21 protein-coding genes are annotated in these 18530 nt (G+C 31.5%); 4 read left to right on the forward strand and 17 right to left on the reverse strand.

The window, feature by feature from the left end; genetic code table 11:
* Window positions 1–7: 7 nt before the first annotated feature.
* The 3 genes from pyrH to rpsB form a co-directional block, all read right to left on the reverse strand.
* On the reverse strand, window positions 8–721 hold the full coding sequence (gene pyrH, locus RWQ74_RS03245) for a UMP kinase (RefSeq protein ID WP_314396757.1): 714 nt from the start codon (window positions 719–721) through the stop codon (window positions 8–10).
* A gap of 119 nt (window positions 722–840) precedes the next feature.
* Window positions 841–1728 (reverse strand): translation elongation factor Ts, encoded by an 888-nt coding sequence (gene tsf / locus RWQ74_RS03250; protein WP_314161048.1) that lies wholly within the window; start codon window positions 1726–1728, stop codon window positions 841–843.
* A gap of 58 nt (window positions 1729–1786) precedes the next feature.
* Window positions 1787–2521: a 30S ribosomal protein S2 gene (gene rpsB / locus RWQ74_RS03255; protein WP_294682802.1), complete on the reverse strand. Its 735-nt coding sequence runs from the start codon at window positions 2519–2521 to the stop codon at window positions 1787–1789.
* 377 nt (window positions 2522–2898) lie between these two features.
* Here rpsB and RWQ74_RS03260 point away from each other — a divergent pair, with 377 nt between their 5' ends.
* The 3 genes from RWQ74_RS03260 to RWQ74_RS03270 all read left to right on the forward strand — a co-directional run bounded on the left by RWQ74_RS03260 (window position 2899) and on the right by RWQ74_RS03270 (window position 5553).
* Entirely contained in the window at window positions 2899–3927 is a 1029-nt protein-coding gene (locus RWQ74_RS03260; protein WP_314396760.1) for a metal ABC transporter solute-binding protein, Zn/Mn family, read from the forward strand.
* Between the two features lie 128 nt (window positions 3928–4055).
* On the forward strand, window positions 4056–4766 hold the full coding sequence (locus RWQ74_RS03265) for an ATP-binding cassette domain-containing protein (protein WP_314396762.1): 711 nt from the start codon (window positions 4056–4058) through the stop codon (window positions 4764–4766).
* On the forward strand, window positions 4759–5553 hold the full coding sequence (locus RWQ74_RS03270; RefSeq protein ID WP_314396765.1) for a metal ABC transporter permease: 795 nt from the start codon (window positions 4759–4761) through the stop codon (window positions 5551–5553). Before RWQ74_RS03265 ends, RWQ74_RS03270 begins: the two co-directional genes overlap by 8 nt.
* A 152-nt stretch (window positions 5554–5705) precedes the next feature.
* Here RWQ74_RS03270 and RWQ74_RS03275 read toward each other — a convergent pair whose 3' ends face one another.
* Complete coding sequence (locus RWQ74_RS03275; RefSeq protein WP_314396767.1) at window positions 5706–7400, reverse strand: septation ring formation regulator EzrA; 1695 nt, start codon at window positions 7398–7400, stop codon at window positions 5706–5708.
* 315 nt (window positions 7401–7715) lie between these two features.
* Between RWQ74_RS03275 and RWQ74_RS03280 the strand changes: the two genes are divergently transcribed.
* The gene (locus RWQ74_RS03280) at window positions 7716–8183 is read left to right on the forward strand and encodes a GAF domain-containing protein (RefSeq protein WP_314396769.1); all 468 of its coding nucleotides are present in this window, start codon (window positions 7716–7718) and stop codon (window positions 8181–8183) included.
* A 181-nt stretch (window positions 8184–8364) separates the two neighbouring features.
* Here the strand turns inward: RWQ74_RS03280 and RWQ74_RS03285 are convergent, their stop codons facing one another.
* From RWQ74_RS03285 to plsY, 13 genes are all read right to left on the reverse strand, one after another.
* Window positions 8365–9963: an ATP-binding cassette domain-containing protein gene (locus RWQ74_RS03285; protein ID WP_314396771.1), complete on the reverse strand. Its 1599-nt coding sequence runs from the start codon at window positions 9961–9963 to the stop codon at window positions 8365–8367.
* Window positions 9964–10162: 199 nt separating this feature from the next.
* Window positions 10163–10522, reverse strand: a complete 360-nt coding sequence (gene rbfA / locus RWQ74_RS03290) for a 30S ribosome-binding factor RbfA (RefSeq protein ID WP_048801943.1) — start codon at window positions 10520–10522, stop codon at window positions 10163–10165.
* A gap of 12 nt (window positions 10523–10534) precedes the next feature.
* Complete coding sequence (gene infB, locus RWQ74_RS03295) at window positions 10535–12589, reverse strand: translation initiation factor IF-2 (RefSeq protein ID WP_314396774.1); 2055 nt, start codon at window positions 12587–12589, stop codon at window positions 10535–10537.
* Window positions 12589–12900, reverse strand: coding sequence for a ribosomal L7Ae/L30e/S12e/Gadd45 family protein (locus RWQ74_RS03300; protein ID WP_314396776.1), 312 nt, complete (start codon window positions 12898–12900; stop codon window positions 12589–12591). Before RWQ74_RS03300 ends, infB begins: the two co-directional genes overlap by 1 nt.
* Entirely contained in the window at window positions 12900–13187 is a 288-nt protein-coding gene (gene rnpM, locus RWQ74_RS03305; protein WP_003145486.1) for an RNase P modulator RnpM, read from the reverse strand. The genes RWQ74_RS03300 and rnpM overlap by 1 nt, the downstream gene beginning before the upstream one ends.
* Before the next feature lie 13 nt (window positions 13188–13200).
* Window positions 13201–14232, reverse strand: a complete 1032-nt coding sequence (gene nusA / locus RWQ74_RS03310) for a transcription termination factor NusA (protein WP_314396778.1) — start codon at window positions 14230–14232, stop codon at window positions 13201–13203.
* 20 nt (window positions 14233–14252) lie between these two features.
* Window positions 14253–14717, reverse strand: a complete 465-nt coding sequence (gene rimP, locus RWQ74_RS03315; RefSeq protein ID WP_314396779.1) for a ribosome maturation factor RimP — start codon at window positions 14715–14717, stop codon at window positions 14253–14255.
* 134 nt (window positions 14718–14851) lie between these two features.
* Window positions 14852–15235 (reverse strand): VOC family protein, encoded by a 384-nt coding sequence (locus RWQ74_RS03320; protein WP_314396781.1) that lies wholly within the window; start codon window positions 15233–15235, stop codon window positions 14852–14854.
* A gap of 17 nt (window positions 15236–15252) precedes the next feature.
* Complete coding sequence (locus tag RWQ74_RS03325) at window positions 15253–16110, reverse strand: DegV family protein (RefSeq protein ID WP_314396783.1); 858 nt, start codon at window positions 16108–16110, stop codon at window positions 15253–15255.
* Between the two features lie 37 nt (window positions 16111–16147).
* A complete protein-coding gene (gene nusG, locus RWQ74_RS03330; RefSeq protein WP_003144927.1) occupies window positions 16148–16693 on the reverse strand; it encodes a transcription termination/antitermination protein NusG in 546 nt (181 codons plus the stop codon).
* Window positions 16694–16704: 11 nt separating this feature from the next.
* Entirely contained in the window at window positions 16705–16878 is a 174-nt protein-coding gene (gene secE, locus RWQ74_RS03335) for a preprotein translocase subunit SecE (RefSeq protein WP_003145602.1), read from the reverse strand.
* A gap of 181 nt (window positions 16879–17059) precedes the next feature.
* Window positions 17060–17911, reverse strand: coding sequence for a tetrahydrofolate dehydrogenase/cyclohydrolase catalytic domain-containing protein (locus tag RWQ74_RS03340; RefSeq protein ID WP_314396786.1), 852 nt, complete (start codon window positions 17909–17911; stop codon window positions 17060–17062).
* Window positions 17895–18530 (reverse strand): glycerol-3-phosphate 1-O-acyltransferase PlsY, encoded by a 636-nt coding sequence (gene plsY, locus RWQ74_RS03345; RefSeq protein ID WP_314396788.1) that lies wholly within the window; start codon window positions 18528–18530, stop codon window positions 17895–17897. The genes RWQ74_RS03340 and plsY overlap by 17 nt, the downstream gene beginning before the upstream one ends.

Here is an 18530-nt window from a genome sequence, read left to right on the forward strand (position 1 = left end):
ATATATTTTATTCAATAGTTGTTCCTAGATTAGAATCAGAAACAACTTTAACAATATTTTCTGCATCATCTATTGAAAAGACAATAATTGGCAGGTGATTATCCATACAGAATGTAATTGCTGTAGAATCCATTATTGTTAACCCTTTGTTCATAATATCCATGTATGATAACTTATCATATTTAGTTGCTGTGCTGTCAAGTTTTGGATCAGCAGAGTAAACACCATCAACTTCATTTTTACCCATTAAAATAGCTTCAGCACCGATTTCTTTAGCACGTAATGCTGCTGTTGTATCTGTCGAGAAATATGGATTTCCAATTCCAGCTGCAAATATAGCAACACGACCTTTTTCTAAGTGTCTAATTGCACGTCTTCTAATATACGGTTCAGCCATTGCTTTCATTTCAACTGAGGTTAAAACACGTGTATCTACACCTTTTTGTTCTAATGAATCTTGTAATGCTAATGAGTTCATAACTGTAGCTAACATCCCCATTGAGTCAGCTGTTGCGCGTTCCATCCCTAGCTCTTCACCAGTTTTTCCACGCCAGATGTTTCCTCCACCAACAACGATAGCAACTTCTACCCCTTGTTTTACTACCTCTACAATTTGAGAAGTTATTTTTGTAACAACTTCAGAATCAATTCCGAATCCTTTTCCACCTGCTAGTGCTTCACCACTTAGCTTATATAAAACTCTTTTATATTTAGTAGCCATTTCTATCCTCCTAATAAATTACAGACATTATTGTTTCTACTATATCAATTTTTTAAAAAAGCACACACAAGAAGTGTGTGCTTAACCTCTTTTAATAGTATATATTAAATAGAGAATTATTATTTGCTAGCGTTAACTTGGCTCATTACTTCTTCAGCAAAGTTATCTTCTTTTTTCTCGATACCTTCACCAACTTCGTAACGTACGAATTTAGCAAGTTTTCCACCTTTTGATGCTACGAATTTTTCAACAGTGAAACTATCGTCTTTAACGAATTTTTGTTTAACAACTGTGATTTCTTCTAGGAATTTGTTAATTCTACCAACGATCATTTTTTCAACGATGTTAGCAGGTTTTCCTTCGTTTAATGCTTGCTCAGTTAATACTTTTTTCTCGTGCTCAAGTACATCAGCTGGTACTTCGCTTTCATCTAAGTATTTAGGAGCTAAAGCAGCGATGTGCATTGCAACATCTTTAGCTGCTTCTTCATCAGTGCTTCCTTCAACAAGAGTAAGAACACCAATTCTTCCTCCCATGTGAGAGTATGCACCAAATGCATCAGCATCAGATTTAGTTACAACTTCAAATCTTCTTAATGAAAGTTTTTCACCAATTGTAGCGATACCTTCGTTAATTACTGCTTCAACAGTTCCACCTTGAGCTTCTACTTGAAGAGCTTCTTCTAAAGTTGCTGGTTCAGCTGCTAAGATAGCTTCTGCAACATTTTTTACTAAAGCAACGAATTTTTCGTTTTTAGCAACGAAGTCAGTTTCTGAGTTGATTTCTAAGATAACAGCTTTGTTACCTTTAACCTCGATGTAAGAAAGACCTTCTGCAGCGATTCTGTCAGCTTTTTTAGCTGCTTTAGCGATACCATTTTCTCTTAGGTAATCGATTGCTGCATCGATATTTCCATCTGTTTGAGTTAGTGCTTTTTTACAGTCCATCATACCAGCACCAGTACGTTCTCTTAATTCTTTTACCAAACTAGCTGTAATTTGTGCCATTTTGATTTGCCTCCGTTATTTTATTATTAATTTTTTTAATTTATTTTTTAATCTAAAATTATTCTTCTGTTGCTTCTACTTCTTCAGAAACTTCTTCAGTTTCTTCGATGTTACCTTCGTTGTAAGCTACAAATGCGTCTGCCATTTTAGCTGTTAATAATTTAACCGCACGGATAGCATCGTCGTTTGCAGGGATTACGTAATCAACATCATCTGGATCACAGTTTGTATCTACGATACCTACTACAGGGATTCCTAATTTTTTAGCTTCAGCAATTGCGTTGTGCTCTTTCTTAGGATCTACTACGAAGATTGCATCTGGCATACCTTTCATTTCACGAATTCCACCTAAGAATTTAACTAATTTGTCATATTCTTTTCTTAATTCGATAACTTCTTTTTTAGGTAGTACTTCGAATACTCCATCAGCTTCCATTTTTTCAATTTCAGCGATTCTGTCAATACGTCCTTTAATTGTTTTGTAGTTAGTTAAAGTTCCACCTAACCAACGGTGATTGATGTAGTATTGACCACTTCTTTCAGCTTCTTCTTTAATAGCATCTTGTGCTTGTTTTTTAGTACCTACGAATAACATTTTTCCGCCTTGATCAGCAACTGATTTTACGAATTCGTATGCTTCATCAACTTTCTTAACTGTTTTTTGTAAGTCGATAATGTAGATACCGTTTCTTTCTGTGAAGATGTATTTATCCATTTTAGGGTTCCATCTTCTTGTTTGGTGACCGAAGTGTACACCAGCTTCTAATAATTGTTTCATTGAAATAACTGCCATAGTTATTTTCCTCCTTGGTTTTTTCCTCCGACATTCTCTAAGCTTACTGCAAACATAAATGCACCGAGCAGCTACTCAAATGTCGTGTGTTATATTTTTGTTGAATTTCACTCAACTTTATTAATTATATAGCATTACCAACTAAAAATCAAGTATTTTAATAAAAATCCTACTAACAATTATCTTCTATTTATACTAAATAATTTTTAAGTACTTCTTATTAATCATTCTTCTATTTATATATCTACATATTATGAAATTATTTCTTTTTTTTCACATTAATCAAAATTATTTCGGTTAAGAACTTGATTTTTTTATAAAGTAGTATTATAATTTATTAGAACGTAATTATTACGAATAACGGAGGAATATTACAAATGAATAAATTTTTAAAATTAATTTCAGTTGTTGCTGCATTCGCCCTTCTTTTAGTCGGATGTTCAAGCAAAACTAATTCTGGAGCTTCTAACTCTGGAAATAAAACGAAGATTGTTACTTCAGTAAACTTTTATGCAGAAGTAGCTAAGAGTATCGCAGGAGATAAAGCAGATGTTACTTCTATTATAAGTTCTACTTCTGTCGATCCTCATGATTTTGAACCTACTGCACAAGATGCAAAAACTGTTGCTGATGCTAACATTGCTATTCTTAATGGTGGTGGATATGATTCATGGTTTGAAAAACTTACTGCTAACAGTAAAGACATCAAAAAAATAGATGGTGCAAAATTATTAGGACTTAAAGATGGGGAAAATGAACACATCTGGTACAATCCTGAAGTAATGAGTAAAGTTGCAGATGAACTTACTAAAGTTTTATCAGAAAAAGATTCATCTAATAAGGCATTATACGAAAAAAATAGAGATAACTATAAAAAAGAACTTTCTAAAATTACTGATAAAATTAAATCACTAAAAGAAAAAGCTAGTGGAAAATCAGTACTAACAACAGAGCCTGTTTTCGAATATGCTGTAGATTCTTTAGGATTCAAAACAACTGACCAAGTTAAAAAATTAGCACAAGCTACTGAGGAAGGTAACGATCCTGCTCCACAAGATTTAAAAACAATCCAAGAGCAAATAAAATCTAAACAGATTTCATTAATCATCAACAACGTTCAAACTACTAATAAAACTATAGAAGGATTAATTCATCTTGCTGAACAAAATAAGGTACCAGTCCTTAATGTAACAGAAACACAACCAGATGGAAAAACTTATATAGAGTGGATGTTAGACCAATACAATAAACTAGAAGAAATTCTTAACGGTGGTTCTGGTGAAAAAGCTTATCACGTAGAAGGGGCTTCTGAAGGTCACTCTCACGACCACGAAGGTCACTCTCACAGTCATTCTCACGATGACAAAGATCATGATCACGATCACGAAAAAGAACATAAACATTAATACGAAGATTAAAAATAGTCTTCACATATTATAAATATGTAGTATAATATAAAGAAGAGATTCTAAATCGTATCTCTTCTTTTTTATATTAGAAAAGTATTATAAAATAAATTAACTTAGGAGATTTTATGACTGAACTTAAATTAAAAAATCTCACTTATTCAATAGGAGATAAAACAATATTAGATAACATTACATTTTCTGTAACTTCAGGAAATGTTGTTGCTGTTGTTGGAAAAAATGGTGTCGGTAAAACAACATTATTAAACAATATTCTAGAAAAATTAAATAAAACTAGTCAGATTTCACTTGTTGGAGAAAATCCAACTCTTGGATATGTACCTCAGTTCAGACAGATAGACGAAGAACTTCCCTTATCTGCCACTGACTTTGTATCACTTCCTATTCAAAAAGGATTTTTACCATGGCTTAGCAAAAAAGAAAAAGCAAGTATTAAAGAAGCACTAGAATTAACAAATTCACTAAAACTTCAAAATAAATCTATAGGTACTCTCTCAGGTGGTGAAAAACAGCGCGTATTTTTAGCACAAGCATTAGTAAATAAGCCGAACCTATTACTTCTTGATGAGTTTACGTCAAATTTAGATAAGACTAGTGAAATTGAGTGTATGACTTTAGTTAAAGAAATTACAAAGAAAGAAAATATTATTACTCTTTGTATAACACATGAACTATCACTTATCGATGAAAAATACGTTGATAAAATACTCTATCTCGAAGAAGGTCGCTTCAAATTTATTAGTATAGAAGATTACAATATAGAAAAAAATAATCTAAAGCTATGCAAACATTATGTAGGAGATAACAATTATGCTTAATTACGATTTTATGCAGAATGCCTTTATAGCAGGAACTATTGTAGCTGTAATGGCAGGCTATATCGGTGTGTTTGTAATGGCTAGAAACATGTCATTTATCTCACACACACTTTCACATGTTGGGTTCGCTGGTGCAGCCTTCGCTGTTTTCCTGGGTATTAACCCAATTTACGGACTATTAATATTCACTATTACTATGTCTTATCTAGTAGGTCATCTAAGTGTAAAAGCATTTAGACGTGAAGCTACAGTAAGCGTAATGTTAGGAATATTCTTAGGTTTAGGATTATTATTCCTATCACTAACACCTAAAAGTACAAGTTATGTTAACAATATTTTATTCGGTAGTGTAGTTTCAATAACTCGAGACGATGTTAAATTAATTTTTACACTAGCAGTAGCAGTTATTCTATTACTTTCAATTTTTTATAGAAAAATCAAATTCGATTCTTTCGATGCGATTGGTGCTCGTGCATTAGGATTAAATGGAAAATTTATTTCTATCTTTTTCCTAGTTTTACTATCAGTGGCAACTAGTATTACAGTTCCAGTAGTTGGTGCATTATTAATGTTCGTCCTTCTAACAGTTCCAGCTAGTGCAGCAAGATATCTTACTAATAAAGTAGGTCTAATGATTGCTATATCAATATTGTTCGCTCTAATTGGTACATGGGTAGGGATTACTCTTTCATACTACACTTCCCTACCTACTACTTTCTTTATAGCAACTATTGAAGCATTATTTTACTTTTCTAGTTTAGGTTACTATAATCTGAAAAGAAAATAAAGATATAAAAAAACCACTGTTACTATCACATTCTATGGTTACAGTGGTTTTTAATTATCCCTTTTTAAAATTTTTATCAAAAAAATACCTTATTTTTGTTCCTAAAACGGTAATAGCCCCCAAAATTTGAACAAATTTTGGAGGGCTATTAATTATCTAGGTTTTACTGAATTTCTAATTCTTTCGTATGCACCTGGCTCAACTTTATCTAGAGAATTTCTAATAATTTCTAGAGTTTTGTTATAACGATACTCTCTATAATATTGTTCAGCAACTGTTAATTGTTGATGGAATTCAACATTGTCTTTTCTGTATCTGTTCGCATAACGAATAAGTTTTTCTATTAATTCAATATCAGTAAGAATGTTATTTACTTCAGAAGAATAAATATCTAATGATTCCTCTGCTTCAGCAACTGCACGTTTTAGTAAATCGATATTGATAGGTTCTTTTTTTAGTTCCTCAATTGCATATCTATAACTATCAGTTACATCTTTATATAAAACGATAAATCTATCACTGAATCCTGGAACACGTGAGTTATCTAATTTACGTTTAATAACTTCTTTTTCTTGATTAATGAAGATAAGTTTTTCACGAGCGTGACCTTCTTCTTCTCGAAGACTTGTTAAGTATCTAGAATAATTTGTTTGATCTTCTTCAATTTTTTCTAATCCTTGACCTAACATTTCTACTTTTTCTTTTAAATCTTTATAATTTAATTTTGGTTGATTATTAATATAAACATCAATGTCATGCTTAACATCAAGTAAATCACTTAACTGATCATAATAATTAGAGACCATTTCTTCATCTTTTTGATAGATTTGATATCTATTTTTGATTTCTTGAATGTTATTGTATAGAGCTTCATTTAACTTATCTTGTAATTCAAGCTTATTAGTAATCTCTCTATAGTTTTCCTCAATATATTTTTTATAATCAAGTTCTTTTTTTAGATCATTCGAAACTTCATCAATAACATCATAAATTCCATCAAGGATGTTTTCTATTAGATCAATATCTCCAGATTTAACCTTCTCACGAGCGTCACTTAACTGCCAAACAACACTTTCAATTTTACTTGAAATTTCTAAGTGAGTAAGTTTAAATCCTTTCTTCTCCATTTCCTCAACTTTAAGTCTTAATGACTGAATTTGAGCAGGACAAGTTTTTTCAATTTCTTTTAACAAGTCAGGTAATACTTCCATTCTCTCTTTAAGACTATCAATTAATCCTTTAACTACATTAATTTTATCTTGTGCTTCGATGTACTTACCAGTTGATGTTAAAAGTTTAAAATCATCAAGCTGTGGAGCTACTTCTTTAATGTTTTGTTCAAACTGTTCTGCAGCTGCACCATATTGATGACGTTTAGCTAATAGTTCTCTATTAAGCTCTTTGTACTCGACTACGATTTCTTCATATAGTTCTCTATTTCTAGGTTCAACTTCTGTTAATTCTTTAATTTCGTTTCTAATTCCAGCAATCCTATCCTTAATATTAGCAATTAATTCACCACTGTTCATTATTACTTCATCAGCACGTTTGAAATTAAATTTATCAATATAAGTTTCTGCACTATAAAGATCTCTGTCAAGTTCTTCAATATCGATACTTTGAATTTCGTACCATTCGCTTTCCCATTGGGCATAAAGTTTTTCAGCTTTACCAGCAATTTCCAGCGCCTTTACTTTTTTCAAATCATCAGATAATGTTTCTCTCTCTAGCTCATCTTTCATAACTAAAAGAGGGTATAAATCTTGTTTTTTCCTATTTCTGAAGACGAATAGTGCTACTACTCCTCCAAGAACAAGGATACACACAAATAAAAATATATATGTCATATATCTTCCCCCTGAAATTTTATATTTAATTTTTTACGTTTATTAATACAATAACCTAACAAAATTATACCATTTTTATCGTGAAAAACAAAGTGTTTCAATCATTTTTTTAAAATTTTTTCAATTTTTTTATCCAGCAAATAACTAAATATTTTTTATTAATTATATAATATAGGTCATTATCAAATTTTATTATATATAAATTTAATATTGAATTTTCTAAAATATATTCTTTTATATCTATGACTCTTATCACTTTATTTTTTATTACTATTATGCGAAAATATAATAAAGTCTTTTTAAAGAGGTATTTTAATGAACATAGTAGAAAATAAAGAATTATTTATTAATCAAGCAACTGCTCTAGTATTAGGAGAAGATAATTTAGTTACTAATTTATCAAACCTTTCAGCCTTATACAAAGAGTACTTGCCAAATACAAACTGGGTTGGTTTCTATTTATTAGATGAAGAAAACAACAACTTGGTTTTAGGACCATTTCAAGGAAAAGTAGCTTGTACTCGTATACCATTTAACAAAGGTGTATGCGGTCACTGTTATACGACTCGTAAAACTATTTATGTTGAAGATGTACATAAGTTTCCAGGTCATATTGCTTGTGATAGTGCTACAAATAGCGAATTAGTTATTCCTATCATTCAAAGTGATAAGGTTGTAGCTTTACTTGATATCGATTCTACAAAATTTGATAGATTTTCTGAAGAAGAAGTAAAAGCTTTTAGTGAAGTTACTAAAGAAGTTTTTGAAAAGGTAATTTTTTAATAGCAACATTTAAAGGAGACTGACCTGAAGGTTCTAAAATTTAACAAGGTTTATATGAGAACTCATAGACACAGTGGTTTATTGATATCTAAATTCACTTTTTAAAAGCTTTTTAGATATCTAATAGACTTTGGGGGTGACTCGACAAAATCGATTTTGTCGAGTCACCCCCTTCTTTTTATTAATCTATAATACCTTTGAATCTTAGGTAGTTTTCGTAATCCATCTCTTTGTTGATTGCACCTTCTGGTGTTAATTCAACTACTCTATTAGCTATTGTTTGAATAAACTCATAGTCATGAGATGTGAAGAATACAGAACCTTTGAAAGCAATAATACCTTCATTGACAGCTGTAATAGACTCTAAGTCAAGGTGGTTTGTAGGTTCATCTAGAAGAATAACGTTAGCTTTAGATAACATCATCTTAGATAACATACAACGCATTTTTTCTCCCCCTGATAATACGTGGGCACGTTTAAGTGCTTCTTCACCAGAGAATAACATTCTTCCTAAGAATGAACGTAAGTATGCTTCACTTTCCTCTTCAGGAGAAGCATATTGGCGAAGCCATTCCACTAATGAAAGTTTTAACCCTTCAAAGTATTCAGAGTTATCTTTTGGCATATAACTTCTTGAAGTTGTAATACCCCATTTAACTGTTCCACTATCTGGTTCCATTTCACCAGCAAGAATTTTTAATAATGTAGTTTTAGATACTTCATCCCCTAATAAAATAACTTTATCATTAGGATTTACTGTGAAGCTTACATTACTTAATACTTCTTTACCTTCTACAGTTTTGCTTACACCTTCAACGATAAGTAAGTCATTTCCAATTTCACGATCTGGTGTGAAGCGAACGTATGGATAACGACGGCTACTTGGTTTAATATCGTCAAGAGTAATTTTATCAAGCATTTTCTTTCTACTTGTCGCTTGTTTAGATTTAGAAGCATTCGCAGAGAAACGTGCGATGAATTCTTGTAATTCTTTAATTTTTTCTTCTTTTTTCTTGTTGTTATCTTCTGCCATTCTTCTAGCAAGTTGACTAGATTGGTACCAGAAGTCATAGTTACCAACGTAAAGTTGGATTTTACCAAAGTCTAAGTCACAAATGTGAGTACAAATATTATTTAAAAAGTGACGATCGTGGCTGACTACAATAACAGTGTTCTCAAAGTTAATTAAGAACTCTTCTAACCACTTGATTGCACTAATATCAAGACCGTTGGTAGGCTCATCCAGAAGAAGTACATCTGGATTACCAAATAATGCTTGAGCTAAAAGAACTTTAACCTTAATAGCATTATCAAGTTCTCCCATAAGCATTTCATGAAATTCTACAGGAATACCTAGACCCTCAAGAAGTTGTGCTGCATCACTTTCTGCAGTCCAACCATCCATTTCCGCAAACTCACCTTCAAGTTCAGCAGCAATGATTCCATCCTCTTCAGTAAATGGATCTTTCATATAAATTTCATTTTTACGGTTCATAACATCCCAAAGACGTTCGTGACCCATCATTACAACATCGATAACTCTGTTTTCTTCATATGCGAAGTGGTTTTGACGAAGTACAGCAAGACGTTCACCTTTACCTAAAGAAACATGCCCTTGTTGTGAATCTAATTCACCAGATAATAATTTTAAGAATGTTGTTTTACCTGCTCCATTAGCCCCGATTAAACCGTAGCAGTTACCATTTGTAAATTTTATATTTACATCTTCAAATAGCTTTCTATCTGCAAAACGTAAACCTAAATTCGTTACTTGTAACATTATATTCTCCTTTAAAATTTTATATTACTAGAAATTTGAAACATTGAATTTTACTGTCTAATTAAATTCAAAAATCTCAAACGTAAATTTTAGAAATCATAGCTAATCTACTTTTTTATATAATTGAAAATAAGCTATGCTAGGGCGACTTAATTAAATATTTTTTTAAGTAACTAATTAAATCGCTCCTATACTCTAATTATTCTTCGTCTTTTTCCTTTTTACTAACACTAGCTATTAGGCTTTCAATGTGTAAAGCATATTCGGCTGTTGTGTCATATTGGAAAATAAGTTCTGGAAATTTTCTAATTTTAATTTTCTTAGCAACTTCACTTTTTACGAAACCTTTAATTTTCTTAAATGCTTCTTTTGTTTTTTCTTTTTCACGTTCTCCACCTAAAACAGTGTAGAAAACTTTTGCTTGAGAATAATCTCCTGTCAAAGCAACTTCAGTTACAGTAACAAATCCTAAATCATGATTCTTAACTTTTGTAGCTAATACATATGTAATTTCTTTTTTAATTTGCTCTGCAAGTCTGTTAACTCTAAGTTCTGACATAAAGTTTGCCTCCTATTTTTTTACTTCTTCCATGATGTATACTTCGAAGACATCTCCTTCTTTAATATCATTAAAGTTCTCAACAGTCATACCACATTCATAACCGCTTTGTACTTCTTTAACATCATCTTTAAATCTTCTTAATGTATCAATTTCACCTTCGTAAATTACTACACTATCACGAATTACACGTACTTTACCATCACGTGATACCTTACCTTCTGTTACATAAGCACCAGCAATTGTACCAATTTTAGATACTTTGTACACTTGACGTACTTCTGCAAGACCGATAACTTTTTCTACGAATTCTGGATCTAATAATCCTGTCATCGCAGCTTCAATTTCTTCAATAACTTTATAGATAATGCTGTGTAGACGGATATCTACTTGCTCAGTTTGAGCCATTTGTTTAGCATTATTATCAGGACGTACGTTAAATCCAATTACTACAGCGTTAGATGCTACTGCTAATGTAATATCAGATTCATTAATCGCTCCAACTCCTGTATGGATAATACGTACGTTAACTCCTTCAACATCAATTTTAGCTAATGACATAGCTAAAGCTTCAACAGAACCTTGAACGTCAGCTTTGATGATAATATTAAGGTCTTTCATTTCACCTTGTTTCATTTGTTCGAATAATGTATCTAATGAAACAGCTGAGCTTGCTTGACGAGTAGTTTCAATATATTGTTGTTGACGTTTTTCACCGATTTGACGAGCTGTTTTCTCATCACCGAATACTACAAAACGATCCCCAGCGTTAGGGACATCTTGTAAACCTGTAATCTCTACAGGAGTAGATGGTTTAGCTGTTTGGATATTTTTACTGCGATCGTTAATCATAGCACGAACACGTCCAAATGTGTTACCTACTACAAGTGGATCTCCAACATTTAAGCTACCATTTTGTACTAATAATGTAGCTACTGCTCCACGACCTTTATCAAGTTTAGCTTCGATAACTGTACCTAATGCAAGACGATTTGGATTAGCTTTTAATTCTTGCATCTCAGTTACTAATAAGATATTCTCTAATAATTCATCAATACCTTCACCTTTAAGAGCTGAGATTGGTACGAAGATTGTATCTCCACCCCACTCTTCTGAGATTAGTCCGTATTCTACTAACTCATTCATAACTCTGTCAGGGTTAGCTTGTGGTTTATCCATTTTGTTAACCGCAACGATAATTGGTACTTCAGCCGCTTTAGCGTGGTTAATAGCTTCGATTGTTTGGGGCATTACTCCATCATCAGCTGCAACTACTAAGATAGTTACGTCAGTAATTTTAGCTCCACGTGCACGCATTGTAGTGAAGGCTGCGTGTCCTGGTGTATCTAAGAATGTAATCTTTTTATCTTTTGCACGTACTTGGTATGCACCAATGTGTTGTGTAATCCCACCTGCTTCACCAGCTGTTACTCGTGAATTTCTAATTGTATCTAGTAATGTAGTTTTACCGTGGTCAACGTGTCCCATAATTGTTACGATTGGCGCACGTTCTTTAAGGTCTTTTTCAGCATCTTCTACTTCGAAGTAAAGATCTAAGTCTTCTTTATTAATTTCAACTTCTTCTTGGATTTCTTTACCATAATCCATAGCGATTAACTCGATTTGCTCTAAAGTAAGAGATTGGTTAATATTCGCCATAATTTTAAGTTCCATAAATAATTTTTTAATAAGTTCAGTCGAACCTACATTTAGAACCTCTGAAAGTTCTCCAACAGTCATTCCGTCTTTAACTAAAATAGTATCTTCTGAAATTGTTTCTTCTGATGGAGCTTCAATAATTGCTGGCTGTTGTTTTTGAGATTTTTTAACTTTCTCTTTTTTTACTTTTTTCTTTTTATTCTTTTTACCTTCATTACTTGAAGATTGTTCATTTTGGGTAGCTTGCTCTTGTTTTTTGAAGATACTATCTAGCTTAGCTAACCCCTCTTCTGTTAACATTGACATGTGATTAGATACTTCAATATTAGCATCTTTTAAAACTGTAATAAGGTCTTTTGATTGTTTTCCGACTTCTTTAGCGTACTCATAAATTCTGACTTTTTTCATTACTGTTTTCCTCCTTCTTCTAATAATTGTTTGAATTTTTTTATAAATCCATCATCAGTTATTCCTACAGCAACACGATTATCTCTTCCAATCGCAATACTAATATTTTCAATCGTAGAAAATTCGATACATTTTACATTGTAAAAATTAGCCTTGTCTGTTAATTTCTTTTTCGTATTGATACCGCAATCTTCTGCAATAACTAACAATTTGATTTTATTATTTTTTAAATTTTTTGTGATTAAATCTTCACCTGTAATAAGTCTACCTGCTCTTTGCATTAAACCTAATAAATTATATGCTTTTATCATTATTTTTGTGGAATTGACTTTCTATAGATTAATCTAATTACCTCATTATAGATAGGCTCCATAACTTCTGGTGATGCAGAAAAAAACTTCTCTAATTGTTTCTTTTCTTGTGCAGCTTTAATAACTTCTAAATCAGCTACTACATAAGCTCCACGTCCTGCTTTTTTCCCAGTAGGATCTACAGAAATTTCTCCTTCTTTATTCTTAACGATTCTTAATAAATCTTTTTTAGCGAACATTTCGTTTGTTAATATACATTTTCTTGTTGGTATTTTTCTTTTTTTCACAAACAACACCTCACTATTCTGCAGCTTTTATGTCGATTTTCCAACCTGTTAATTTAGCAGCTAGACGAACGTTTTGTCCTTTTTTACCAATTGCTAGAGAAAGTTGGTCATCTTTAACTTTAACATTTGCAATTTTTTCTTCTTCATCAATATTGATTTCTTCTACTTTAGCAGGAGCTAATGCATTTGTAATAAATTTAACTGGATCAGCATCCCAAGTAATGATATCAATTTTCTCACCGTTTAACTCTTCAACGATACGGTTAACACGTTCACCCTTGTTACCAACACATGCTCCTACAGGATCAATGTTTTTATCTTCTGCGAATACTGCTAACTTAGTTCTTTCACCTGCTTCACGTGATACGCTCTTAATTTCTACTGTTCCACTGTAAATTTCTGGCACTTCAATTTCGAATAATCTTCTGATAAATTCAGGATGTGATCTTGAAGCAAGTACGTGTGGTTTACTTCCACGAGTTGGATTATCAACTTTTGCGATATAAACTTTAATTGGAGTTTGTGGAACATAAGTTTCACCTTTAACTCTTTCATTTTCTCCTAATATAGCTTCAATTTTTCCAAGTTTTACATAAACATATCTTGTATCTATTCTATCAATAGTTCCTGATAAAATTTCACCTTCATGTTCAATATATTCTTTATAAAGAATTTCCTTTTCAGCTTCACGAAGTCTTTGTAATAATGCTTGTTTTGCTGCTTGAGCCCCAACACGCCCAAAATCATTTGGTAAATCAACTACTTCGTAAATATCTCCAACCTCATATGCAGGATTAATTTTTAATGCATCTTCAAGTGCAAATTCAATTCTATCATCGTAAACTTCTTCAACAACATCTTTTCTAATGATAAATTTGTAATCACCAGTTGTTCTATTAAAATCTACTCTTACATTTTTTGCAGCGTTAAAATTCTTTTTATAAGCTGATAGTAAAGCTAGTTCAATAGCTTCCACTAGAATATCTTCTGCAATCCCTTTTTCTTGTTCAATTAATTTTATAGCTTTAAGCAAATCCTTGCTCATCTTTCTTTCTCCTTTAATAATTAAAATTTAACAGCTAATCTAATTTTAGCGATTTTACTATAGTTAATTGTTGATTTTTTAACTCTCGCTTTATCTTTGTATTCTACAGTAATTTCTTCACCTTCGACAGCTATGATATCACCATAAAATTCTTTTTGATTATCAATTTTTTCATATGTTTTAATATAAACATGTTTCCCAACAGAATTAGTAACTTCCTCTAGATTTCTTAAGTCTCTTTCGATCCCAGGAGAAGATACTTCTAGATAGTATTTATCACTAATAAAATCTTCTTTATCTAATTCTTCTGCTAACTTTTCACTTAATAATACACAATCATCAAGTGTAAGACCACCATCTTTATCGAAGTAAATACGTAAGAAATACTCAGTTCCTTCTTTTACATATTCTACATCATAAAGAGAAAATTCCGTATTTTCTGCTTGTTTCATTGCTATTGCTTTAACTTTTTCTACAATACTCATACAGTACACCTCTTTCTTAAGTTTTAATTGCAATATAAAAGAGCGGAGAACCTTTCAAAATTCACCACCCTTTCGGTAATTTATTTCAATGTATGTACATTATATCATAAGATTATAATTAAATCAAATGATAACTACATTTTAGTACGAATTACTTCGATTTTGTATCCATCTGGATCTTTAATGAAGTAGTAACCTGGCGGAAATCCTGGTAAACCTTTAAGGTCTGTTACATCATATCCTGCCGCCTTGTGTTTTTCATAAAGACCTTCTAAATCTTCAACAGAAATAGCTATGTGCCCATATCCATCTCCAAGTTCATAAGCACCATGATCATAATTATAAGTTAATTCTAACTCATAGTTTGAACCTGGTAAAGTTAAGTAAACCAATGTAAACTTATAATCCGGAAAATCTCTTTTACGACTTACTACAAAGTCGAATGCCTCAGTATAAAATTTAACTGATTTTTCTAAATCTGCTACACGATAGCATGTATGTGCCATTGTTTGTACCATAATTTCCACCTCTTATATTATAATATTGTCCATCCGATTGCAACTGCACCAATACCAAGATGAGTAGATATAACTGGACTTATTTCATCTATATCAACAGTTACATTCGAATAATTTTCTACAATATATTTCTTAATCTCTTCTGCTTTCTCTAATGCGTCAACATGTAGAACACAAACTGTAATGTGCTCATTTTTGTGTTGATTATAGTATTCATCAAATAATTCATACATTCTTGATACTACTTTTTTATAAGTACGAATTTTTTGAAACGGTACGATTACTTTATCATCAAAATGTAGTAACGGTTTTACCTGAAGTAAACTTCCTACCATTGCTTGTGCTCCACTTAAACGCCCACTACGTTGTAGATGTGATAAATCATCTGCCATGAAATATGCATCTGATACTTTTTTCATTTCATTTAATGCTGAAATAATTTCTTTAGAAGTTTTTCCTTCTTTAATTAACTTAGCTGCTTTTATAGCATAATATCCCTCTGGTCTACAAGAGACTTCAGAGTCAAACGGATGCACGTTCAAGCCATCAACCATAAGACCAGCTACAGAGTAAGATGTAAATGTACCGCTTATTCCACTTGATAGTGCAATAGCGATTACATCAGTATACCCTTCTTCTTTTAATTTTTCTAAGCAAGATACAACCTCACCTATAGCAGGTTGAGACGTTGTAGGGAAGGAATTGTTTGGATTTCGTAGGTATTCATGGTATTTATCAAGTGGCATATCAATAACTTCTTTATATGAATTATTATCAATAATTAGATTTAAATATACAGTACGAATATCTAGTTCTTTCTTTAAATCTTCTGACAAATATGCAGTTGAATCCATAATTATTGCAATCTTTTCCACATTCTATCCGACTATCATAAAGATAGCTTTTCCTTTCTTAGAATTTTTCGATATTATAAAGTTCAAGTTCTACTTTAGTTTCTCTACCCATAAGCTCGATCATAACATCAGCTTTGTAGTTATGTAAGTCTAAGTTTACAACTTTTCCTTCCATATCAACGAATGGACCAGAGATAACACGAACATAATCTCCAACTTCAATATCAATATCTACAACATTTGATAGACCCATTTGTTGTAAAATAAAGTTAATCTCTTCTGGTAATAATGGACTAGGTTTAGAACCACCACCGTGTGATCCTACAAATCCAGTTACACCAGGTGTATTTCTAACTACAAACCATGAATCATCTGTCATTACTAACTCAACAAGCACATATCCAGGGAATGTTTTTCTATTTACTTCTTTTTTCTTTCCTGTTGGAGTTAAAATTGTCTCTTTTTCTTCCGGAACAACGATTCTGAAAATTTTGTCTTCCATCCCTAGAGACTCAACTCTTTTTTCAATATTATCTTTTACTTTATTTTCATAACCAGAATATGTATGTATTACATACCACTCTTTACTTACTGTATCGCTCATAATAACCTCTCTTATCTACTGAAGTGTCTAATTCCAGCAGTTATTCCTAAATCTACTACGTAGCTAAATAACATTAATATTCCAACTACAACAATAACAATTAGTGTTTTTCTAACAAGTTCACTAAAAGTTGGCCAACTTACTTTACGCATTTCTGTGGCTACATTTTTCAAGAATCTAATCATTTATTAACAATCCTCCACATAAATTTCTTTACTCTCTGCATTTTATAAATTATAACATAGTATAATTTATAAGTCTATATCTTTAAATATATTACATTATTGTACAATACATTATTGTATCATTAAATCAAAAACATTTCAATTAAATAAAGTCTCAAAGAACATCTAGGTTTTCTTGAAATTATTTTTCTAGTAAATCATAAGTAGCCGTTAATGTATTTCTCATTAACATTGTGATTGTTAATGGCCCTACTCCTCCAGGTACAGGAGAAATATAAGCAACTTTCTCCATAAACTTATCTAGATTTACATCTCCAACTAACTTACCATCTTTGTAGTTATTACCTACATCGATAATTGTACAAGTTGGTTTTACTTTTTCTTTCCCACTTAAGAAATGTGCAACTCCTACACAGCTTACAATAATATCAGCTTGCTCTATTAACACTTCTAAATCTTTAGTTCTAGAATGAGCAGTAATTACAGTCGCATTATTTTGAAGTAATAAAGTCGAAATAGGTTTACCTACAATATTACTTCTACCAATTACTAGAGCAAGTTTACCAGAAATTTCCTCACCAGTTGATTTAATCATTTCTAAAATCCCTAATGGCGTACACGGAATTAGTTTAGCTTCTCCAATCACCAACTTTCCTACATTGATAGGATGAAATCCATCTACATCTTTTGATGGACTCACAGCATTCAATACTTTTTCCGCATCTATTTGTGTAGGTAATGGTAATTGTACTAAAATTCCATGAACCTTATCATCACTATTTAATTTTTCAATTTCATTTAATAAATCATCAGTAGAAATTTCTTCCGGTAACTCTATTTTTATAGAATTTATATCATTCTCTATACAAGCTTTATGTTTAGAATTAACATAACTTCTTGATGCTTTATTATCTCCTACTAAAACAACTGCAAGTGTAGGCTCAACACCTTTTTCTCTTAATACTGCTGCTTCATTTTTAATTTCTTCTCGCAACTTCTTTGCAAGCTCAGTTCCACTAATGATTTTTGTCATTCTTTGTTCCCCTTTTTAATTTCAATTTCAATTTCAATTTCGATTGATTTTCTGTCCCATTTATTAATCTTGATATATTCTTTTTGTGTACATAAATAACAAATACACACATAATTATCATTATCCACTTATCTATTCCAGTTTCAAAAATACTTAGGTATCCGATAGCAGTTATACTCATTAAAATACTTCCCAAAGAAACATATCCTGTTAAGAATAAATTTGCAAAGAATATTACCAATAATAATAAACTCAACATTGGATATAAGAAGATAAAAACTCCTGATCCTGTTGCTACAGCTTTTCCTCCTTTGAAGTTCGCAAAGATAGGGAATACATGCCCTATCATTGCAAAAGCTCCAAATATCGATAAAAAGTCTACTCTTCCTAGCATAAGCGTTGGCAAAAATGTTGCTACAATTCCTTTTGATACATCACATACAAAAACAGTTATACCAGCTTTTTTCCCAAGGCATCTGAATGTATTTGTTGTACCTAAATTCCCACTTCCTAGTGACCTAATATCAGTATCATAAAATACTTTTCCTACTATTAATGCAAAAGGAATAGATCCTATTACATATGCCAAAATGCAAAATAAAATAATTTGTGTAATCAT

Origin of the sequence: uncultured Gemella sp. (genome assembly GCF_963525165.1) — a bacterium.
Taxonomy (GTDB): Bacteria; Bacillota; Bacilli; order Staphylococcales; family Gemellaceae; genus Gemella.

Bases quoted from the DNA above. Each gene is read 5' to 3' on its own strand.
- nusA (WP_314396778.1), bottom strand. From the start codon at position 14,232: ATGAGCAAGGATTTGCTTAAAGCTATAAAATTAATTGAACAAGAAAAA.
- RWQ74_RS03260 (WP_314396760.1), top strand. From the start codon at position 2,899: ATGAATAAATTTTTAAAATTAATTTCAGTTGTTGCTGCATTCGCCCTT.
- RWQ74_RS03320 (WP_314396781.1), bottom strand. From the start codon at position 15,235: ATGGTACAAACAATGGCACATACATGCTATCGTGTAGCAGATTTAGAA.
- tsf (WP_314161048.1), bottom strand. From the start codon at position 1,728: ATGGCACAAATTACAGCTAGTTTGGTAAAAGAATTAAGAGAACGTACT.
- nusG (WP_003144927.1), bottom strand. From the start codon at position 16,693: ATGAGCGATACAGTAAGTAAAGAGTGGTATGTAATACATACATATTCT.
- RWQ74_RS03280 (WP_314396769.1), top strand. From the start codon at position 7,716: ATGAACATAGTAGAAAATAAAGAATTATTTATTAATCAAGCAACTGCT.
- RWQ74_RS03340 (WP_314396786.1), bottom strand. From the start codon at position 17,911: ATGACAAAAATCATTAGTGGAACTGAGCTTGCAAAGAAGTTGCGAGAA.
- plsY (WP_314396788.1), bottom strand. From the start codon at position 18,530: ATGATTACACAAATTATTTTATTTTGCATTTTGGCATATGTAATAGGA.
- pyrH (WP_314396757.1), bottom strand. From the start codon at position 721: ATGGCTACTAAATATAAAAGAGTTTTATATAAGCTAAGTGGTGAAGCA.
- rbfA (WP_048801943.1), bottom strand. From the start codon at position 10,522: ATGTCAGAACTTAGAGTTAACAGACTTGCAGAGCAAATTAAAAAAGAA.
- RWQ74_RS03300 (WP_314396776.1), bottom strand. From the start codon at position 12,900: ATGATAAAAGCATATAATTTATTAGGTTTAATGCAAAGAGCAGGTAGA.
- infB (WP_314396774.1), bottom strand. From the start codon at position 12,589: ATGAAAAAAGTCAGAATTTATGAGTACGCTAAAGAAGTCGGAAAACAA.
- rimP (WP_314396779.1), bottom strand. From the start codon at position 14,717: ATGAGTATTGTAGAAAAAGTTAAAGCAATAGCAATGAAACAAGCAGAA.
- RWQ74_RS03270 (WP_314396765.1), top strand. From the start codon at position 4,759: ATGCTTAATTACGATTTTATGCAGAATGCCTTTATAGCAGGAACTATT.
- RWQ74_RS03275 (WP_314396767.1), bottom strand. From the start codon at position 7,400: ATGACATATATATTTTTATTTGTGTGTATCCTTGTTCTTGGAGGAGTA.
- RWQ74_RS03265 (WP_314396762.1), top strand. From the start codon at position 4,056: ATGACTGAACTTAAATTAAAAAATCTCACTTATTCAATAGGAGATAAA.
- rpsB (WP_294682802.1), bottom strand. From the start codon at position 2,521: ATGGCAGTTATTTCAATGAAACAATTATTAGAAGCTGGTGTACACTTC.
- secE (WP_003145602.1), bottom strand. From the start codon at position 16,878: ATGATTAGATTCTTGAAAAATGTAGCCACAGAAATGCGTAAAGTAAGT.
- RWQ74_RS03285 (WP_314396771.1), bottom strand. From the start codon at position 9,963: ATGTTACAAGTAACGAATTTAGGTTTACGTTTTGCAGATAGAAAGCTA.